Origin of the sequence: Oribacterium asaccharolyticum ACB7, assembly GCF_000238075.1 — a bacterium.
GTDB classification, from domain to species: Bacteria; Bacillota; Clostridia; order Lachnospirales; family Lachnospiraceae; genus Oribacterium; species Oribacterium asaccharolyticum.
Genome location: NZ_JH414505.1, coordinates 487,164 through 502,807 on the forward strand (window position 1 = coordinate 487,164; position 15,644 = coordinate 502,807).

General features: G+C 45.0%; 16 protein-coding genes. 9 read left to right on the forward strand and 7 right to left on the reverse strand.

Features of this window, described 5'->3' with window-relative positions; translation table 11 throughout:
• Positions 1 to 223 precede the first annotated feature (223 nt).
• From HMPREF9624_RS07100 to HMPREF9624_RS07140, 9 genes are all read left to right on the forward strand, one after another.
• Positions 224 to 1,537, forward strand: a complete 1,314-nt coding sequence (locus HMPREF9624_RS07100) for an ABC transporter substrate-binding protein (RefSeq protein WP_009537174.1) — start codon at positions 224 to 226, stop codon at positions 1,535 to 1,537.
• A 91-nt stretch (positions 1,538 to 1,628) separates the two neighbouring features.
• Positions 1,629 to 2,534: a carbohydrate ABC transporter permease gene (locus tag HMPREF9624_RS07105; protein ID WP_009537175.1), complete on the forward strand. Its 906-nt coding sequence runs from the start codon at positions 1,629 to 1,631 to the stop codon at positions 2,532 to 2,534.
• Positions 2,535 to 2,544: 10 nt separating this feature from the next.
• On the forward strand, positions 2,545 to 3,432 hold the full coding sequence (locus HMPREF9624_RS07110) for a carbohydrate ABC transporter permease (protein WP_009537176.1): 888 nt from the start codon (positions 2,545 to 2,547) through the stop codon (positions 3,430 to 3,432).
• A 99-nt stretch (positions 3,433 to 3,531) separates the two neighbouring features.
• The gene (locus tag HMPREF9624_RS07115) at positions 3,532 to 4,629 is read left to right on the forward strand and encodes a phosphotransferase enzyme family protein (protein WP_009537177.1); all 1,098 of its coding nucleotides are present in this window, start codon (positions 3,532 to 3,534) and stop codon (positions 4,627 to 4,629) included.
• Positions 4,630 to 4,705: 76 nt separating this feature from the next.
• The gene (locus tag HMPREF9624_RS07120; RefSeq protein WP_009429539.1) at positions 4,706 to 5,425 is read left to right on the forward strand and encodes an IspD/TarI family cytidylyltransferase; all 720 of its coding nucleotides are present in this window, start codon (positions 4,706 to 4,708) and stop codon (positions 5,423 to 5,425) included.
• A 21-nt stretch (positions 5,426 to 5,446) separates the two neighbouring features.
• Positions 5,447 to 5,929, forward strand: coding sequence for an RpiB/LacA/LacB family sugar-phosphate isomerase (locus HMPREF9624_RS07125; RefSeq protein ID WP_009537178.1), 483 nt, complete (start codon positions 5,447 to 5,449; stop codon positions 5,927 to 5,929).
• A 3-nt stretch (positions 5,930 to 5,932) separates the two neighbouring features.
• Complete coding sequence (locus HMPREF9624_RS07130) at positions 5,933 to 7,690, forward strand: 1-deoxy-D-xylulose-5-phosphate synthase (RefSeq protein ID WP_009537179.1); 1,758 nt, start codon at positions 5,933 to 5,935, stop codon at positions 7,688 to 7,690.
• Positions 7,691 to 8,722, forward strand: coding sequence for an NAD-dependent epimerase/dehydratase family protein (locus HMPREF9624_RS07135; RefSeq protein ID WP_009537180.1), 1,032 nt, complete (start codon positions 7,691 to 7,693; stop codon positions 8,720 to 8,722). It begins immediately after the preceding gene.
• Between the two features lie 183 nt (positions 8,723 to 8,905).
• Entirely contained in the window at positions 8,906 to 9,958 is a 1,053-nt protein-coding gene (locus HMPREF9624_RS07140) for a threonine aldolase family protein (RefSeq protein ID WP_009537181.1), read from the forward strand.
• Between the two features lie 299 nt (positions 9,959 to 10,257).
• On the opposite strand, the gene HMPREF9624_RS07145 is transcribed toward HMPREF9624_RS07140, so the two are convergent.
• The 7 genes from HMPREF9624_RS07145 to HMPREF9624_RS07175 all read right to left on the reverse strand — a co-directional run bounded on the left by HMPREF9624_RS07145 (position 10,258) and on the right by HMPREF9624_RS07175 (position 15,470).
• Positions 10,258 to 11,073 carry a flagellin N-terminal helical domain-containing protein gene (locus HMPREF9624_RS07145; RefSeq protein WP_009537182.1) on the reverse strand — a complete coding sequence of 272 codons (816 nt, stop codon included), beginning with the start codon at positions 11,071 to 11,073 and terminating at the stop codon, positions 10,258 to 10,260.
• A gap of 256 nt (positions 11,074 to 11,329) precedes the next feature.
• Positions 11,330 to 12,145 carry a carboxymuconolactone decarboxylase family protein gene (locus tag HMPREF9624_RS07150; protein WP_009537183.1) on the reverse strand — a complete coding sequence of 272 codons (816 nt, stop codon included), beginning with the start codon at positions 12,143 to 12,145 and terminating at the stop codon, positions 11,330 to 11,332.
• A gap of 208 nt (positions 12,146 to 12,353) precedes the next feature.
• Positions 12,354 to 13,634, reverse strand: a complete 1,281-nt coding sequence (locus tag HMPREF9624_RS07155) for an ArsB/NhaD family transporter (protein ID WP_009537184.1) — start codon at positions 13,632 to 13,634, stop codon at positions 12,354 to 12,356.
• Between the two features lie 14 nt (positions 13,635 to 13,648).
• The gene (locus HMPREF9624_RS07160; protein WP_009537185.1) at positions 13,649 to 14,110 is read right to left on the reverse strand and encodes a YhcH/YjgK/YiaL family protein; all 462 of its coding nucleotides are present in this window, start codon (positions 14,108 to 14,110) and stop codon (positions 13,649 to 13,651) included.
• Between the two features lie 95 nt (positions 14,111 to 14,205).
• Entirely contained in the window at positions 14,206 to 14,460 is a 255-nt protein-coding gene (locus HMPREF9624_RS07165) for a Txe/YoeB family addiction module toxin (RefSeq protein ID WP_009429064.1), read from the reverse strand.
• Between the two features lies 1 nt (position 14,461).
• Positions 14,462 to 14,707: a type II toxin-antitoxin system Phd/YefM family antitoxin gene (locus HMPREF9624_RS07170; protein WP_009429868.1), complete on the reverse strand. Its 246-nt coding sequence runs from the start codon at positions 14,705 to 14,707 to the stop codon at positions 14,462 to 14,464.
• 97 nt (positions 14,708 to 14,804) lie between these two features.
• The gene (locus HMPREF9624_RS07175; protein ID WP_009428006.1) at positions 14,805 to 15,470 is read right to left on the reverse strand and encodes a cupin domain-containing protein; all 666 of its coding nucleotides are present in this window, start codon (positions 15,468 to 15,470) and stop codon (positions 14,805 to 14,807) included.
• Between the last annotated feature and the right edge of the window lie 174 nt (positions 15,471 to 15,644).

Consider the following 15,644-nt stretch of genomic DNA (forward strand, 5'->3'; position numbering starts at 1 on the left):
ACAAAGATAAATCTTTCTTTTCCAAGAAAAACAAAGAAAATCATTTTTCTTTCTTTCAAAAACTTAAAAAATGATGTTTTTTGTTGTTTTATAATAATCAATCGTGTAAATTGTTTGCGCAATAAGACAAAGAGTTTTCTGTTATTTCAACCTATACTGACCATAAATTCACCCTCTTTATTTAGCATTTTGCGCAAAAGAGGAAGTAAATTGGGAGGTATATATGAAAAGAAGAATTTTAGGAACTGCCGTAGCCATTCTTTCCGGATTAACGCTCTTCGCTTGCGGCGGAAAGAAAGAAGAGGCAAAGACAGAAGCTCCTGCTAACGCTCAGGAAAAGACGGATGAGAAAGATACAAGTGCTGCAGAAAAAACGGAAGCTTCTTCCGACGGATTGGTTTATTGGTCCATGTGGGAAGCAACAGAGCCGCAAGGTCAGGTTTTAAAAGAGGCAGTAGAGGCTTTTACCGCTGAAACGGGAATCCCTGTAGATGTACAGTTTAAGGGCAGAACCGGTATCCGTGAAGGATTGCAGCCCGCTCTGGATGCTGGAACCAATATCGACCTTTTTGACGAGGATATCGACAGAGTAAACAAGACCTGGGGAGACTATCTTCTGGATCTGGAAGAGCTCGCTAAGGCAAATGATTATGAGAAGACCGCCAATGCCGGTTTAATCAATGCTTGCCGTGAGGTAGGAGGCGGTACTTTAAAGTCCATTCCTTACCAGCCGAACGTTTTCGCCATGTTCTACAATCAGGAAATTTTTGACAAGGCGGGTGTTAAGGAAGTACCGAAGACCTGGGAAGAGCTCGATGCGGCTTGTGCAAAAATTAAAGAGGCGGGCTTCACACCGATTACCAGTGACGATGCTTATATCTTAAGCAATTTCGGCTATCACTTATCCAGAATCAACGGCTATGAGAAAGCTTCCGAAATTGTAAAAGAAGGAAAGTGGGACGATCCTTCCGTTTTGGAAGTCGCAAAGGCTTACGAGGATTTTGCAAAGAAGGGCTATTTCTCCGAGCAGATCGCATCCAACGTATGGCCTGCAGGACAGAACCAGGAATTGGCTCTTGGAACTGCCGCAATCTACTTAAACGGTTCTTGGCTTCCGAACGAGGTTAAGGATATTACCGGAGAAGACTTCAGCTGGGGATGCTTCAGCTATCCTGCAGTAAAGGGCGGAAAAGACGGCGTGGAAGCTTCCAACTACGGGGCACAGGTTTTCGCCATCAATAAGAAGTCCAAGAAGGCGGAAGACGCTTTCAAGTTAATCCAGTTCTTTACAAAGGGCAAATTCGACGAGAAGCTTTCTCAGGAATCTTTAGGAATTCCGGCAGACTCCGACAATAAGGATTGGCCGAAGCAGCTTAAGAATGTAAGACCGGTTATGGAAGAGTTAAAGACTCGTTATCCCTGGGCAGCCTCTGCAGAAGACAATGTAGATATGACTCCGATTTTAAAGGAGAACTTCATGAAGCTCTGCGGCGGAAGTATTACTGCTGAAGAATTTGTTGCTAATTTAAAGAAATAATAGGATAATACTATCCTGTGATCTCAAGGAGGTGGCGCCGATTCAATGCTCCACTTCCTTTTTTAAAAGAAATCTTTCTAGGAGGTTTTTCGTGAAAAAGAATTCCGCCATGCTGATTGCCTTTGTAAGTCCGGCAGCGCTCTTTTTTATCATCATCTTTTTGTATCCCATTTTACGTACTCTTTTGATGAGTTTCTTTCGCATCGAAGGGGTAACGGACAGTTTTTCCAAATGGCAGTTTGTGGGATTTGCAAACTATGGAAAGCTTCTCGGCACAACCCTTTTCCGCATTTCCATGTGGAATCTTTTTCGCATCTGGCTCTTCGGAGGGCTGATTGTCCTCTCCCTGGCCCTGCTCTTTGCCGTCATTATTACCTCAGGAATCCGCGGTCGGAGTTTCTTCCGCGCCATGATTTACCTGCCGAATATCGTTTCCGCCGTAGCGCTCGCAACCATGTGGTTACAATATGTCTACAGCCCGAAATTCGGTTTGTTGAAGAGCCTCTTCACATTTCTCCATCTGCCGAAGCTGGCTTCGATCCAGTGGCTCAGTAACGACCATAAATTCATGGCTCTGCTCATTGCCTACTGCTTCGGCATGGTCGGCTATCACATGCTCATTTTTTCCAGCGGAATCGAACGCATCAGCAGTGATTACTTTGAAGCGGCAACCCTCGACGGCGCGAACAGGATCCAGCAATTTCAACACATCACTCTCCCTCTTTTAAAGGGAATGTTTCACACAAACATTACCATGTGGTCCGTCAGCAGTGTAGGCTTCTTCGTTTGGTCGCAACTCTTTTCAACCGTAACGGCCGATACCCAGACGATTACCCCCATGGTTTACATGTATATGCAGATTTTCGGAGCCGGAAACAGTGTGACGGAACGAAATGCCGGCATCGGTGCGGCAGTCGGGGTACTCCTCAGTATCTGCGTTGTCATTATTTTCACCGTTTGTAATAAGCTCTTGCAGGATAAAGAGCTGGAATTTTAAGGAGGGGATTATGTTTTCATTGTTTAAAAAAGAAAAAAGCTATGCCGAACCCTTCCGCTTAAAGAAGGAGTTGCGCCTTTTTCCGGGCTATCTTCTTCTCCTCCTTTGGATTTTCTTTACGATTGTTCTCCTCGGTTGGGTGCTTATCGCAAGTTTTTCCACTACCAAGGAAATCTTTGCGAACAAACTCTTAAGTAGCGGTTTCCATTTTGAGAATTATGAAAAGGCCTGGGTGAACTCCGATGTGTCCACCATATTCTTCAATTCCCTTTTCTACTCCCTGGTCTCCGTAAGCTTACTCATCCTGGTCTGCGCACCTGCTGCTTACGCCTTATCCCGTTTTGAATTTATCGGAAATAAGCTTATACAGCATTCCTTCGTCGCATCCATGGGTGTTCCGGTCGTGATGATTGTCCTGCCTCTCTTTGCCCTTGTTGCGGGGCTTGATATTTTAAACCATGTGGCAGCCAATAAATTGACCTTGATTTTCTTATATGTTGGTATTAATGTTCCTTATACCACCATTTTCCTCATGGGATTTTTTGCCAATATCTCCCGTGCCTTTGAGGAAGCTGCCGCGATTGACGGCTGTCCTCCCGGAAAAACCTTCTGGAAAATTATGCTTCCGATGGCACAGCCCGGCATTATCACGGTAAGTATTTTCAACTTCATCAATGTGTGGAACGAGTACTTTATCTCTCTGATCTTCGGAAACTCCGACAAGGTGCGTTCCGTTGCGGTAGGACTCTATTCCATGATTAACTCCATGAAATATACCGGAGACTGGGCCGGCATGTTTGCCTCGGTAATCATTGTTTTCCTCCCCACCTTCATCCTCTACCTCTTCTTATCGGAGCGGATTATTGCAGGAGTGACCGGTGGCGGTGTTAAGGGCTAAGGCACGTTCTTAAAGGAACGGCTTGATACGTAGGACAGGATACCGCAATAAGAATGTTACGGTAGAGAAAGAAAGTAGAAACAAATAGGACAATCAAAAATGAATAAAGAATTAAGTAAAAAAGAAATTGAAAACGCCCTCTCCCAATTTCAAATTCAGGGAGAGGTGAAATCCTGTGCTCCCTATGGCTCAGGACACATCAACGACACTTTCCTGGTAAAAGCCGATCGGGATTATATCCTGCAGAGGATGAACACGAACATTTTCAAACAGCCCAAGGAACTCATGGAGAATGTCACCTTGGTTTGCGACTTTATGGAAAAAGAAATTCTAAAGGCGGGCGGTGACCCCGAAAGAGAAGGCTTACGTCTTGTCCCCACAAAGGCGGGACTCGGCTACTATGAAGATCCGGAAGAGAATTTCTTCCGCATGTATCTCTTTGTGGAAGATACCAAGTCCTATAATCTTGTGGAGAAGCCGGAGCACTTCTATGAAAGCGCCCGTGCTTTCGGGCATTTCCAAAATCTGCTCGCCTCCTTCCCTGCAGAAAAGCTTCACGAGACCATTCCCGACTTCCATAACAGCGTAAAGCGTTTTGCCCGCTTTAAAGAAGTCCTGGAAAAAGACGCTTTCGGAAGAAGAAAGGACTGCGAAGAAGAAGTACAGTTCTTCTTAAATCACGAGAAGGATCTCTCCTATGCGATGGATCTTCTTGCGAAAAAGGAGCTCCCGCTTCGGGTCAGCCATAACGATACCAAGTTAAACAACGTGCTTTTCGATGCCAAAACGGAAAAAGCACTCTGTATCATTGACTTGGACACCGTCATGCCGGGTCTCTCCATCTTCGACTTCGGAGACGCGATTCGTTTCGGAGCCAATACTGCAGAGGAAGATGAGAAAGATCTCTCCAAAGTTTCCCTCTCCCTTCCCCTCTTCTCTACCTATGTAAAGGGATTTTTAGAAGGTGCCGGCGGAAAGCTTACAAAAAAGGAAATTGAGTCTCTTCCGGAAGGCGCTAAAATCATGACTTTGGAATGCGGTATGCGCTTTTTGACCGATTATCTCGAGGGAGATGTTTATTTCCATACTGCGCGCCCGGGACATAATCTGGACCGTGCAAGAACCCAGATTGCTTTAGTAAAGGACATGGAGCGGCACTGGGAAGAAATGAAAAAAGAAACGAATCAATATACTTAAACAGGCTTTTTCTCTTATCAAATTCAGCCTTCTTTCCGATGAATATAGTATGTGAAACATCAGAAAGGAGGCTGAGTTGAAAAACATCGCATTAATCATTGCCGGAGGGGTCGGAAGCAGGATGCACCAGGATATCCCGAAGCAATTTCTAAACGTTAACGATAAACCAATCATTATCTATACGCTGGAGGCCTTTCAAAAGCATCCCAATATCGACGCTATCGAGGTAGTCTGCCTAAAAGGATGGCGGGATATCTTATGTGCCTATGCAAAGCAATTCGGCATTACCAAACTCGAAAATGTAGTCACCGGAGGCGAAACCGGTTTAAAATCCATTCGAAAAGGATTATATGATATTGCAAAGCGCTATCAGGGAGAGGATGATATCGTACTGATTCACGACGCCATTCGTCCGATGGTCAGTCAGGATATCATTTCCGACAACATCCGTGTATGCCGGGAATACGGCAATGCCATTACGGTCATTCCCTGTACTGCGGTTATGCTGAAAACCATGGATGGACTCTCTTCCATGGATCAGGTTCCCAGAGACAACTTGAAAATCACGCAAACCCCACAAACCTTTTTCCTGAAGGAAATTCTGGAGGTGCACAAAGAAGCCATCGAAAAGGGAATTGATGATTCTGTCGCTTCCTGTTCTCTTTATGTGGAATTGGGCCGAAAACTCTATCATTCCATCGGATCGGAAAAAAATATTAAGCTGACCACTTCGGAAGACATCGAAATCTTCACAGCCCTGCTTTCCGTCGAAAGACCGGATTGGCTCAGAAAATAGCGAATAGAATTGAGGAAAGATATGCGAATTGCACTCGGAAGTGACCGAAACGGTCTGGATTATAAAAAAAGAATTATTGCCCATTTGAAAGAACTCGGGCATGAAACCATAGATGTCGGTACGGAGGAAAATATTCCCTGCGATACCCCCGTTTTTGCCGCCAAAGCAGCGAAATTGGTGGCCTCCGGGGACTGTCAATACGGGATTCTCTTATGTGCCACCGGAACGGGTATGGTTATGGCCGCCAATAAAGTAAAAGGGATTCTCTGCGGTCTTGGCTATGCGGACCTTGTTACGGAGTATATGCGTAAGCACAATGACGCCAACATGATTGCCTTCGGGCAGAAACACATGGGATATGAAGATGTGGAACATAGAGTGGACATCTTTTTGAATACGGAATTCATAGGGGGACACCATGCACCCAGAGTACAGCAGGTCCGTGACCTGGAAGAAGGAAAAGAAATTCAGCAAACCCCCATCATGAATCCCAATTGGAGATAAAAAATGATTATAGAAAAAATAAACAGCCCGGAAGATGTACAGGCCCTGTCTTCGGAGGAATTGAAAACCCTCTCCGCCGAAATAAGGGACTGTCTGATTCGGAAACTCAGTAAGACCGGAGGACATCTGGGATCGAATCTGGGTATGATTGAAATAACCGTAGCCCTGCACAAGGTCTTTCATTCCCCCGTGGATAAGATCCTTTTTGATGTATCTCATCAGTGCTACACCCATAAAATCCTGACCGGAAGAAAAGAGGCCTTTCTGGAAGAAGCGCATTACCATGATGTCTCGGGATACAGTAATCCCGCGGAAAGCGTACACGACTTCTTTCCCATCGGGCATACTTCCACTGCCATCAGCCTTGCAACAGGCATGGCCAAGGTACGGGATTTACAGGGCGGAAAAGAACAGATCGTCGCGGTAATCGGCGATGCATCTTTAGACGGCGGAGAAGCCTTTGAAGCTCTGAACTATGTAGCGGAGCTGGATGGCCCGGTTATCATTGTGGTCAATGACAACGATATGTCCATCCCCGAAAATTACGGGGGATTGCATAATCTCCTGAATCGTTTGAAAGCGCAAAACGGAGAAGTCGAAAATAACTTCTTCAAGTCTCTCGGCCTGGAATATGTCCTTGTCCGAAACGGCCATGACATCGATGCCCTTACAGAAGCTTTTTCTTCCGCAAAAAACAGCGGGAAATCCACGGTCATTCATTGCTGTACGCAAAAAGGAAAAGGCTATTCCTTTGCCGAAAAGGACAGAGAAAAATGGCATTGGGCAAAGCCCTTTTCTATAGAAAGCGGAGAATTTTTATCCTCTGTACCGAAGGAAAACTATGGCGCACTGGTTGCCGAGCATCTTTTGGCCAAGATGAAAGAGGACCCGCGCGTTGTGGTCGTGGCTGCCTCCACGCCGCTCTGTATCGGTTTTCATGAAGAAAATCGGAAAAAGGCGGGAAAACAATACATCGATGTCGGTATTGCCGAACAAAACGCCATTACCATGACTGCCGCAATGGCTAAAGCCGGAGGAAAGCCCGTCTTTGCGACAAACAGTACCTTCTATCAAAGAGCCTATGACCAGATTGCCCAGGAGATGTGTCTCGGAAAATGTCCGGCGACGCTCCTCCTTAGCCACGCCTCCGTATGGGGTCATACCAATGATACCCATGTCGGCTTATACGATATGGCTTTGCTCTCGTCCATCCCGAATCTTACTTATCTTGCACCGACAAATCTGGAAGAGTATCTCGCGATTTTGGATTGGAGTATTGAGCAAAAGGAAAGCACCGTTGCGATTCGCATTCCCTGGACCAGGGTCTGTCATGCGGAAAAAGCAGTGCGAAAAGACTACTCCGACGTAAAATACATGATGACGGAAGAGGGAGAAGAAGTTGCGATTCTGGCTCTGGGCAGTTTTTATCAGCTTGGAGTGGAAGTCAGAGAAAAATTGAAAGCAGCCGGCATCCACGCCAGCCTCATTAACCCGCTTTACATCAATAAAAAGGATGAGACCTTATTGGAGTCACTTAAGAAAAAGCATCGACTGGTCGTTACCTTGGAAGACGGCATACTGCAAGGCGGTTTCGGAAGCATGATTTCCCAATACTATAGTCTGGATAAGATGAAAGTCTTGAATAAAGGCTTTTTCAAAGCCATTCCTTCCAGCTATGTTCCGGAAGAATTCATGCGGGAAAATCGATTGCTCCCCGAGCAAATCACAGAAGACATTATAGAACTGATAAAGGAAAAATAAATGAGACTATCCACCATTGAGCGAGAAGAGCTCACGAAATATATCGAGACCCATTCTTTTGACCGGGATTTTAAAGGGAAGACCATCTTACTTACCGGAGCAAAGGGACTGGTCGGTACTGCAATCACCAAGTGGATTCTGCTGCAAAATGAAATCAAGAAGACGGATACCGTACTCTATGCTTCCACCAGAAATCCGGAGCAGGTTCCGGACTACATAGAAGCCGGTGATCAAATCCACTACATCCCCCATGGAAAAGAAGCGGAGTATTGCAAGGCTCCGGATTATATTTTGCATGCCGCATCCCCGACCGGAAATCAATACCACATGCAATACCCCTTGGAAACCTTCCGCACAAATGTGGACGGCATAGAGAGACTGCTCGACTTATGTAGTCAGAAAAAAGACACTGTCCTCCTCTATCTTTCCTCGGAAGAGGTCTACGGCTTACCGAAAGATGATGCTCCGCTTGTCACGGAAGAAACAGTCGGCGCAATCGACAGCTTGCACTTAAGAAGCTGCTACCCCTTAGGGAAGAAAGCCTGCGAGTTTCTCTGTCATGCAGCGGCTAAGGAATATCATTTAAACACGAGAATTATTCGTCCCACCGTAATCCACGGCCTTTTCCAGCGCTATGAGGAACCCAGGGTGGTGAATGAAATTTTACGTTGCATTGTGGAAAACAAAGACCTGCATATGAAATCCGACGGACTAACCAAAAAGTGTATGTTGTACTCCCTCGATGCCATCAGTGCCATTTTCACCGTTTTGTTAAAAGGGGAAAATGGAGAAGCGTATAACGCATCCAATCCGGATACCTTCCTGACCGTACGAGATCTCGCTGACAGAGTTTTTCAAAAATTCAATCCTTCCATCAAGATTGTTTTTGAAAATGCAGCAAAACAGTCTGACGGCTTTTTACCGCATAGAAGCATCGTGCAGGACTGCACCAAGCTGAAAGCACTGGGATGGGAACCGAAGGCGGATTTAGAGCATATCTACCATGTCGATATTGCCCGTTTTAAGAAATAGTTTTTTGCTTGTTTTAAACCGAATGTCATCCGGGAACACCGGGACATTCGGTTTCTTTTTTGTCTAATTTGATGTAAAATAATGGATAAAGTACCGAATCACTGGAGAATTTAGCTATTATTTTTTTGCTTATTTCTCTTTGTTTTTATTTTCACACTCTCTTCAAAAGGAAGGAAAAATGCTATGCAAAGTAAAGAATGCGGGGAGAAAAGGCTCTATTTTAACTCCGATTATCTGGCCGGTTGTCACGAGCGGATTCTGCAAAGCTTAATCGAAACCAATCTGATCAAAGCGCCGGGCTACGGAACCGATGAATTCACCCTCGCCGCCAAGAAAAAAATCCTGAATGCCTGTGAACTGGAAGAAGGCGATGTGTACTTTCTGGTAGGCGGAACACAAACCAACGACACCGTCATTTCCACATTTTTACGTTCTTATGAGGGAGTTATCTCTGCCGACACCGGGCACATTGCCACACATGAGGCGGGCATTATCGAAGTACACGGGCACAAAGTCCTGACCATTCCCCATAAGGAGGGAAAGATTTATCCCGCACAGATACGGGAGTATATGGTGCATTTCCATGCAGACGGTAACAATGCCCATATGGTACAGCCCAGGCTGGTCTACCTTTCTCAGCCCACAGAGTTCGGAACACTCTACTCCTTACAGGAGCTTAAGGACATTCGCGAAATTTGCAATGCATACAGTCTCTCCCTTTATGTTGACGGTGCCCGTTTGGCCTATGCTTTGGCCTGTCCGGAAAATGACGTCCGTCTTCCCGATCTCGCCAAACTTTGCGATGCCTTTTATATCGGCGGTACAAAATGCGGAGCCTTATTCGGAGAAGCTGTAGTGATTCCCGAAAAGAGAAATTTTCCCTTCTTCCCGACAACGATAAAACAGCACGGCGCCTTGCTTGCAAAGGGTAAGGCTCTCGGCGTGCAGTTCGATGCTTTGTTTACCGATAATCTGTATCTGCAGATTGGGAAGCATGCTATAGAACTCGCGGATAAAATTCGTTCCGCTTTACGGAAAAAGGGGATTCCTTTGGCCGTTTCTTCCCCAACCAACCAGATTTTTATTCTTTTGAAAAAGGACGAGGCGGAAAGAATCGGAAAAGCCGTGGAATTGACTCACTGGGATGATCCGGACGACGAACACTCCATCCTACGAATCTGCACCAGCTGGTCTACGGAAGAAGAAGATGTAGAAAAGCTTTTAGCCATTTTATAAAATGAGATATCGCGCTACGCGAGCGATGCTCGTTATAAACAAGATGTCTCAGGCTTCGCGAGCGATGCTCGTTATGAACATGATGTCTCAGGCTTCGCCTGCGCCGCTTGTTAAGAATAAAAAAAGAGGCACTGCGTCCCTACCTAACGCATTGCCTCTTCTTCAATTTTACAAGTTAAACCTGCTTCAGGAAAATCCCTCTCCTCCGTTTTCACTTCGGATAAAATCTTCCCGGTGCTTCACTGCTTACGCAGCGCAGCTCTTTTCACAAAGCAAGTCCCTAGTCAACCGAAAGTCTATTATCTCAGTAAGGATAATACACCCTGCGGCTGCTGGTTAGCCTGTGCAAGCATAGACTGAGCAGCCTGGTTAAGAATGTTGTTCTTAGTGAAAGCTGCAATTTCCTTAGCCATATCTGTATCACGGATACGAGACTCAGCAGAGGTCATGTTCTCGGAAGTAACCTTCAAGTTGTTGATGGTGTGCTCGAGACGGTTCTGAGCAGCTCCGAGCTTAGCTCTGTGCTTAGAAACCTGATCAATAGCTTTGTTCAGCTTTGTGATAGCAGTGTTAGCCTTAGAAATAGTCGAAACTTTGATATCATTAACGCTAAGCTTTGTTGCTGTCAGACCACTTACTGCAACTGCAAGAATTTCGCCGGAAGTTGGTCCAATCTGAAGGGTAATCGGCTTCGTAGCACTACTTGCAATCGGCTTAACACCGTTGTAGTCAGTTGTGTTAGCGATTCTGGTGATTTCCTTCTTCAGCTCTTCAACCTCTTCTGTGATGGAAGATCTAGCAGTGGTATTGTAAGTTCCGTTAGCTGCCTGTGTGGAAAGAGTAACCAATCTCTGAAGCATGTTGTGAGTCTCAGTTAAAGCACCTTCAGCAGTCTGAATCAAACCGATACCATCCTGAGCGTTCTGTGTAGCCTGATCAAGACCATTGATCTTGGAACGCATCTGCTCGGAAATAGCAAGACCTGCAGCATCATCAGCAGAACGGTTGATTCTGTATCCGGAAGAAAGCTTCTCTAAGTTCTTCTGAGAACCGGTAGCATTCATAGATAAGTTTCTGTAAGCGTTGTTAGCAGCGATATTGTGTTGAATAACCATATAAAATTTCCTCCTATTAGGCGACTTATTGATCGCTATGTACCGTTTTTATTTTTGGCGGTCATAGAAATCCGTCCTATTCAGAGAACCTCCCTGTCCTCACTCCACACTCCCCTTTGCCGGCTTAGAAGAGGTAGATTTTTTTGCCTATACTAAGATTTCGTCGGGGATGGAAATTATATAAGTTTTTATTCTTATAAGTTTATTTATTATATATATAAATATAATTTATTAATTTTGTGTTTATCCCTCATTTCTACGGTAACTTACTGTAGTCCTCATCACTTACCGCTTCACACCACTCCAAACTGCAATGTTCTCCGGGCAACTCCTCCGCAATATGCTGGAACCAGCTGTCGGATGCCGCACCGTGCCAGTGCTTTACATGCGCCGGAATGAAGACCGTATCTCCGGCATGCAACTCTCTCGCTTCTTTTCCCCATTCCTGATACCAGCCTCTTCCATAGGTACAGAGAAGCAGTTGTCCACCGCCCCGATCCGCGCGGTGCACGTGCCAGTTATTTCTTGCTCCCGGAGTAAAGCTCACATGGAAAACATTCATCTGTCCAAGGCTAAGGGTCGCAAGGTAGCTCTTCCCGACAAAATGGTCTTGATACGTCGTATTCTCCTCCCCCACGGGAAACGGTGCGAGAGTCTCCGGCATTGCCGTAATGCGCTTCCTTCCGCTGTTCGGGTTTTGATCCGTAATTCTATTATGTTCCGCGATGGCGGTTCTTTCTTCTGAAATCGCAGGTTCCTCTCCATAAATCTCTTCTATTAGAGGAAAGGCACTCCATGCTTTCGGCCAACCGCAGTAAAATGCAAGCTGCGTGATGATTTCCACCACCTCTTCCTTTTGAATGCCGTGTTCCTTTCCGAGGGCAAGATGACTCTTTAACTGCGGATACTGTCCCGCGGTGAGGAGAGACGCAATCGTAATCATACTTCTGTCTCTCAAGGAGAGTTCCTTTTCTCTCGCCCAAACTTTCCCGAAAAGCACATCATCGTTCAACTCTGCAAATTGCGGAGCAATCCTTCCAAGATATTCTCTACCTGCTGTCTGTTTCTTCATTTTCTGCCTCCTTTATTGAAGCTCCACCTTACATTCTTTCCCCTACATTATACACCCCCTGTAAATAAGATATCTCAGTCTTCGCCTCTTTGCTTCATAAAAATAGCGTAGCAGCCAAAAACTGCTACGCTTAAAAAGTCTACTTTTTTGAGGGGTACATCAAAATCTACGATGGTACGTTCTGCTTTATAAAAATTTAGATAATCTTCTAGTGCCAGGTAAACCAGATGAAGAGATAGCCCGCCATTACGGCAACAAAGGTAAAAGGAATCCCGATTTTCATGAAATCGGAAAACTTCACCGTATAGCCGTTCTGCTTCAGCATGCCCACTGCCGTGATATTTGCACTGGCCCCAATCGGGGTAATATTTCCTCCGAGAGTCGCTCCGGAAAGCAGCCCGAAATAAAGCAGATAAGGTTCAATTCCGAGCAGTTGGCTGATTCCCGTAATAATCGGAAGCATGGTCGCCACATAGGGAATGTTGTCCACAAAGGCGGAAAAAAGTACGGAGCCCCAGACAATGATGGTATAAAGCAGGAACAGATTCTTTCCTCCGACTTTGGCAATGCCGTTTGCCACCATATCAATAATGCCGACATCGGTGATGCCTTGAATCACCAGAAATAAGCCGGTCAGGATACAGAGCGTTTCAAAGTCAACAGAAAGAACAGCCTTCTTGAGATTCTCAGGCATCCTCTTCATCCGAAAATCCATGAGCATGCAAAGCACGGCAATCACACAACAAATGATGCCGTTAATCGTACTCGGTGTATTCGGGATAAAGGAAGCGATAATCAGACATACTACGACACCGCATAAAGCCACCGTCGGAAATATCCCTTCCACTTCCGTTTTTTCCGTCGCTTCCACCGGTTGATTCAGCTTATGGAAAAGGAAAATCATGACCGGAACCGTGAACAATGCCCCAAGCTCCACTGCCCAGAAGATTCCCGGCCTTCCATGCATAAAGAAGAATTGCATAAAGTTCATGTTCGCATAGGCGCCGAGCATAATGGAGGTCGTATCCCCCACGAGAGTTGCCGCCCCCTGCAGGTTAGAGGAAACGGCAATCGCAAGGAGCATCGATACCGGACTGATTTTCAGCTTCTTGCATATCGCAAGTCCGACCGGCGCAATCATCAGCACCGTCGCCACATTGTCGATAAAGGCGGAAACCGCACCGGCAAAGAGAGACATCAGAATAATCACCCACATCACCGTGGGACATTTTTCCAAAATAATCTCCGCCAAACGGTTCGGCATCTTGGATTCAATAAAGTAATAAACGATGACCATGGTGCCTCCGATCATCATGATTACATTCCAATTGATGACCGAAAGCCAGTAGAGCGGATTTCTCTTTAAAATACCGAAAAGGACAAAGAGCACGGCCACACTCCAGATTGCATACAGCCTCCACTCCGTTTTTGCAATCATCACGACATACATCAGAATGAAGAGAATGATTGCAATCATTTGTAAATTCATAAATTAACCCCTTCTTACTCCTTAAATGGAAGCTTTAAAATAATCTTTGCATAGTTCTGCTCTTCTTTCGAATGCGCGCCGGGTCTGTGTCCGTCCCAAGGAAAGGCTGCCCAAAACATGCCCTTCTTAATCTTCATCTGATGAGAAAAATCTCCTGTATAGCGCGCAGCATCCTTTTCCGCATTGTACGGGATACTTTCCGTAAGTTCCTCTAAAATTGCCCAGGCAATTTCTTCCGAACCTTCCTCAATAATCTGCACATCAATAAAGTTCTTGTGCGCTTCATATGTGCCATTGGAGAAAGCCTTGGTCTTTCCTCTTTCCACCTTAAAAAAACCGCCGTCAAAATCATATCTTCCGGCAGGAATCTCTCCTCCGGCCTTTTCCTTCTCCTCCCTAATCGCCTGTAAGCCCTTCTCGAGGTTCGGCAGAAGCGGTGCATAAAAATGAATGTTATCAAGATGATCGATAATCATAAAAGTACCTCCTTTTTTTCAAAAATCTCTTTAATAAACTACTTCTTAATTTCAAATCTTTGTATGCTGTTCCGAAATATAGTACCACAGGAACATCATTTTTCATAATGCCCTCTACAGGAAACAATCAGCAACTCTCCGGAGACAATGGTAAAAACAAGCCTATTTTCTTTATCAATTCTTCTGCTCCAGCCATCACGATATTTTAGGGGTTCAGATTTTCCGATTCCTTGTAAACCATTTCTCTCTATATCTTTTATTAAGGAATTAATCCTCTTCAATGTTTTTTTATCCTGCCCCTGCCAATACAGATAATCCTCCCAGGCTTCATCAGACCATATCTTTCTCATCTTAATCCTCAATTAATTCGTGCACAGTTCCCTTGCCGTCCAGCAATTGTTTAAATCCTCTCTCCAGTTTATCTAAATACCGTGCATTTCGTAATTCCTTTTCCATCTCATTGAACTGTTCCAGGCTTAAAACAACTACATTTTTATCTTCTTTTCGAGTAATGATGATCGTTTCTCCATTATCCGTAGCCAAATCGCAGTATTCCTTCAAATTATTTCTCATTGTTGTATAGTTTACCGCTATCATAAAAGCACCTCCATTTCTGTACAGTCTATTGTACAGAAATGGAGGTGCCATTTCAAGCCTTCTCTTGTATTTTCGAATTTTCAAGCTTTGAATCAAACTATTCCAAAGTAAGTAGAAGTGCCATCTTAAACTTCCCGAGAGCCTTCACGCTGTGCCGTCCGCCTTTAGCAAAATGGAACTGTTCTCCGGCATGGATGGTATGGTCTGTTCCCTCATAATTAATGATTGCCTCTCCTTCCAGCGCGAAGAAAATCGCCTCTCCGGGAGCCGCATGCTCGCTTAAGCCTGTCCCCTCATCAAATGCCATCAGCACGAACTTCATTTTCTCATTGTGAACAACATCCATATTCACAATTTTTCCTTCCCCGTACGGAAGTAAATCCTTTAATTGAAAAACCTCACCCGCCTTAATCACTTCATTCATCTTATCTTCCCTCCTAATATTTATTTCCGTATAAATTGCACCCTGTTTGCTTCGCATTCCTACCGGCTCATCCACCTTGCAGAGAATGGACTCCCCTTGTGAAAGGACCGTGGGATTCTGCAGCTTTTGGGATTTTCCCCCATAAACCTCGAGGTCTCCCGCATGGAGAATCAGAAACTTATGCTCCGAAAAAATCTCCGGGCTGATATCGGTATTCCTGTCCATGGAAAAAATCAGAATCGGATTACGGCCGCCCTCAAGCTCCTTCGACACCGTACAGCCCTTCAGCGGCTGATTCTCCTTTTCTATGGAAAATACTTTTCCTGCTTCCAGTTTCATCTTTCCTCCTTTCTCCTTTCTCTTTACAGGTATACTGTAACATGCAGTTTACACTATATTTGTTGCAAATGTCACACTTTCACAGCCCTTCATTTCGTTTTATCTCGCAATTCCCATTAAATATACTTTAGTCTTATCCTTTCAAACATTTATGTTTTAACTATCTCGATTTTT